This is a genomic window from Paraburkholderia sp. UYCP14C (assembly GCF_004197395.1).
In the GTDB taxonomy this organism is placed as follows: domain Bacteria; phylum Pseudomonadota; class Gammaproteobacteria; order Burkholderiales; family Burkholderiaceae; genus Paraburkholderia.
Genome location: NZ_SELS01000171.1, coordinates 1 through 3,861, shown reverse-complemented (window position 1 = coordinate 3,861; position 3,861 = coordinate 1). Strand labels below are relative to the sequence as shown.

Genomic DNA, 3,861 nt, shown 5'->3' with positions numbered 1-3,861 from the left:
TTCCTGATCGCTGGCAAGCTCAACTTCACTTCGATCAACCCGCATACTGCATAACCCATTTGAATTTCAAAAGAGCCATGAATGTCATAGCCCTCGGCATCGGCGAGCCGAAGAAACTCGGCAGCGCGACCGCAACGCGTGCGAATGGTTACTGCAGAGAGATTGCGCTCGTCGCGCATGAAGCTAGCATAGGCCGCGATCTGTTCAGAGCCAGGCTGCTCGTTGGTCGCCGCCTGCAGTCGTCCAAGAAAACGCAACCAGTTCGTCGCTGTCGATACGTAGGCCGTTCATCGAGCGCTTCAATCGCTTCGTGAACGCCTTGTAGTGCTCGCAGAACTGCGTATATCCGTAGGTTTGCCGGTCGGCGAACTCGGCTTTGTACTCCTCCCCCAGCAGCGTCAGCGTCACACCTTTGCGGCGCAGTTCCTGATGGATGCGCCCGTAGTCGGGCTGGACGTAGGCCGCTGGGCCCGTGGGCTTGCCCAGTAGCCGTCGCTCGAGCTCGGCTTCGTCCATGTCGCAGGCACCTGCCCAGTCCAGCCCGGCGGCGCCCGCCAGCCCGACATACTTCGTGACCACGCCCTTGGAAATGCCCAGCGACGCGGCGATCCGATCGTGCGAGAAGCCGCCGTCGAATTTAGGTCCTAAAACGTCCTTGATCATGCGCATGTTCATCCGGCGCGGGGCAATCTGTCTCCGGCCAAAGCCGGCGAGCATAGCCCGCGTGGTTGATGTCATGCACAACGCCAATCCCCGCCTTCCGGTCCGCTCGGTCACGTTCCCGAAATGACCGGTCACCTTGCCGAACTCTTCGGTCACGGTCCCGAAACGGCCGGTCATGCGTTCGTCCGAAATACGCACGTCGGACGCGCAGGTTGACGTTCATCAAGGCGTATGTGATCGCGCCTGCCACAATAGAAGAAAGCGTAGGCCAATTGCAACCAGAAAATTCCATGTGGACCATCAAGTACTATGTAAGACCTTAGCTTGGTGCGTTTTCGCGTTTGTGCACGACTGGCACCGCGTAGCGCTTCCCAGCGCGCGCAAACACAATGAGGTTCTCTTTTCGACTTCAACCATATACTGAACATGCCACCATGGACGGCATCATTGGCCACCGGCTGGTAGACTTGGCGTTTGAGCGCCGCTGATGACTCGTTACATATGCCCGCGACGAACGAAGGCTTGGCGCCCGATCCCTTCGCGCTAGTGACTGGTGTACCTAAGCCGAAAATGCACAACACGCTGCCTGCCTAGGAAGCAGCTCATCTGCGCTTCCGCACCTACCCGACGCACGTCTACGACCGAGTAATGTCAGACCATCATTGCGATGCGTGGCTCCTCGCGATCGCGACGCCGCATCGGAAGACTTTCTGCCCATTGCACGAGGACAAGGGTTAAGAATGCTACACGCCGAGCGTTACCACGACATCTCATGCGGTCACCGTCTAGTGGGCCATGAAGGCAAGTGCAAGAACCTGCATGGGCACAACTACCGCGTTCATTTTGTTTGCGAAGCTTCCTCACTCGACGATCTCGGGCGCGTCATCGACTTCGGGGCAATCAAGACATTGCTTTGCAATTGGGTCGATGATCACTGGGATCACCGCATGTTGCTGTGGATCGAAGATCCGTTCTATGTCGCCTTGCGCGACCTCGATCCGTCGGTGGTCGGCGTGCCCTTCAATCCGACCGCTGAAAACTTGGCGCAGTGGCTGGTGACCAAGCTCGGCCCTGAGATCCTGCAGGGAACCAGCGTCCGGTTGGTCGAAGTACGAATCGAGGAGACGCGCAAATGCAGTGTGACGTACCGGCTCTAACTGTGCCGCCCGTTAACATCTATCCCGTCAACGAGATTTTTGAATCGTTGCAGGGCGAAGCCAGCTTCACCGGCACACCGTCGGTCTTCATCCGCCTGCAGGGGTGTCCAGTCGGTTGTCCGTGGTGCGACACCAAGCATACGTGGAAAATGGTCCCGGAGCGCGCGATCAGCGTGGCCGCGATGCGTCTGAAAGAAGCGTCACCGTGCGACAGCTATGCTTGGTACGGTGTACAGACGCTGGCAGATGTAGTGCGGGCGGCAGATGCTGAGCACGTAGTCATCACGGGCGGCGAACCGTGCATCTACGATCTGCGCCCGCTGATCACGAAGCTCGAAGCGTGGCATCACCGGGTCCAGGTCGAAACCTCCGGCACGTACGTACCGCTCGTCACGCCGAGCACCTTCCTCACCGTCAGCCCCAAGTACGCCATGCCCGGTGGCCGCACGGTGCTAGATGAAGTGCTGTGGCGAGCCAACGAACTCAAATGCGCGATCGGCAAGCAGCGCGACGTTGGTATCGTGCTCGAGAAACTTGACCCGATCCACCAAGCGCGGGACATACCGATCTGGTTGCAGCCGCTTAGCCTGTCGTCTCGCGCTACGGATATCTGCATTCGGGCCGCGCAACGCTACGGCTGGCGCGTATCGTTGCAGACGCACAAACTCATCAACATCAGATAGCATTTCCATCGTGGTCTGGCAACGCGAGGTGAAGGCCCTCCCAGTTGATCAAGAAAAAACATAGGGGGTCATCAGTTTCGTAGAGCTAGCCGGAACCTCGTCGGGGCATTCCTCCATAATCCCGGCATCGCGAGCGCGCCCGTGTGTAATGGCGTGAGTCATCGCGGAACCTTAGGCTGAAATGTGCTTACACGCGTGCGGCGTCGAGGTGCATCGGCACGCGCGTCAAGCAGGCCGCCCAAAGTACGCGTGCGAACGGTTCGCGCGCCGTCGGGCTACTTCATGACTGGACGGCGACAATCAAGTTGGCCGGTGTAGCGGCGAAGGTTTTGGCCGGTGGTGAGGAGGCGAAGGCGGCGTAGCCGCCGAAGACGACGCATCACCGGCGGCGCCGAGTCGGCCGGGCTCTACGATGGCTGATCGAATAAGAAAGCGATCAGCTACATGTCTGGAACCCGCATTACCGACCAACAGGTTCGCCTCTACATGTCAAAACGCAAACATCACTCGCAGGAGATTGCCGCCGCCAAGGCCGGCATCAGTGTGCGCAGCGCCAGACGCATCGAACGAGACGCCGTGCTGCCGTCGCAGAAGCCACGCCGCTACTGGCGCTCGCGCCCGGATCCCTTCGCCGACGTCTGGGATACCGAAGTCGTTCCGATGCTCGCGAACGCGCCGCAACTTCAGGCGGTCACGATCCTGCGCAAGCTGCAGGACGACCATCCCGGGCAGTATCCCGACGGCACACGTCGCACACTCGAGCGGCGCGTGCGTAACTGGAGAGCGATCTCCGGGCCGCACAAGGAAGTCTTCTTCCCGCAACAGCATGAGCCCGGCGCGCACGGCCTTTCCGACTTTACCGACATGGCCGAACTGCGAGTGACGATCGCTGGCGTGCCATTCGCACACCGGCTGTACCACTTCGTGCTCGCGTTCTCACGCTGGGAATACGTCAATGTCGTTGAAGGTGGCGAGAGCTTCGAAGCACTGTCCATGGGTTTGCAGAACGCACTGTGGCAGGCCGGCGGCTGTCCGCGCGAGCATCGCACCGACAGTCTGTCAGCAGCGTTCAGAAACCTCGCGGACGAAGACGACTTCACAGTGCGCTATGCGGCGCTGCTTGAGCACTATGGCATGAACGGACTTTGTTCGGCAGGGTCTTCAGCAGATAGGGCCTGATGGTTGTGTTGCGGGTCTGAGATAATGCCGGCATCGAGTGAATCTATTCATTTAGCATGCTCTTCAAAGAACGGTTGAAGTCTGGCGAGCCACGCAAGCGCCCTGTCACTGACCGGCATATTCGAGCCATTCCGGGATCGGCGTAATCGAGCCACCGGATGATCGCCGCAATCGAGCCA

Annotated in this window: 2 protein-coding genes and 2 pseudogenes; 3 read left to right on the top strand and 1 reads right to left on the bottom strand. The window is 59.6% G+C overall.

Annotated features, from left to right (window positions below):
* Nucleotides 1–258: 258 nt before the first annotated feature.
* Nucleotides 259–669, bottom strand: a pseudogene (locus EVC45_RS43740) (IS21 family transposase); the annotation flags it as partial.
* Nucleotides 670–1,403: 734 nt separating this feature from the next.
* Here EVC45_RS43740 and EVC45_RS43735 point away from each other — a divergent pair.
* The 3 genes and pseudogenes from EVC45_RS43735 to istA all read left to right on the top strand — a co-directional run.
* Nucleotides 1,404–1,820, top strand: a complete 417-nt coding sequence (locus tag EVC45_RS43735) for a 6-carboxytetrahydropterin synthase (protein WP_129964249.1) — start codon at nucleotides 1,404–1,406, stop codon at nucleotides 1,818–1,820.
* On the top strand, nucleotides 1,796–2,503 hold the full coding sequence (gene queE / locus EVC45_RS43730) for a 7-carboxy-7-deazaguanine synthase QueE (RefSeq protein WP_129964248.1): 708 nt from the start codon (nucleotides 1,796–1,798) through the stop codon (nucleotides 2,501–2,503). The genes EVC45_RS43735 and queE overlap by 25 nt, the downstream gene beginning before the upstream one ends.
* A 444-nt stretch (nucleotides 2,504–2,947) precedes the next feature.
* Nucleotides 2,948–3,646 (top strand): annotated as a pseudogene (gene istA, locus EVC45_RS43725) (IS21 family transposase); the annotation flags it as partial.
* Nucleotides 3,647–3,861: the final 215 nt, after the last annotated feature.

Excerpts from the sequence above, each read along its gene's own strand:
- queE (WP_129964248.1), top strand. The coding sequence starts at position 1,796 with ATGCAGTGTGACGTACCGGCTCTAACTGTGCCGCCCGTTAACATCTAT.
- EVC45_RS43735 (WP_129964249.1), top strand. The coding sequence starts at position 1,404 with ATGCTACACGCCGAGCGTTACCACGACATCTCATGCGGTCACCGTCTA.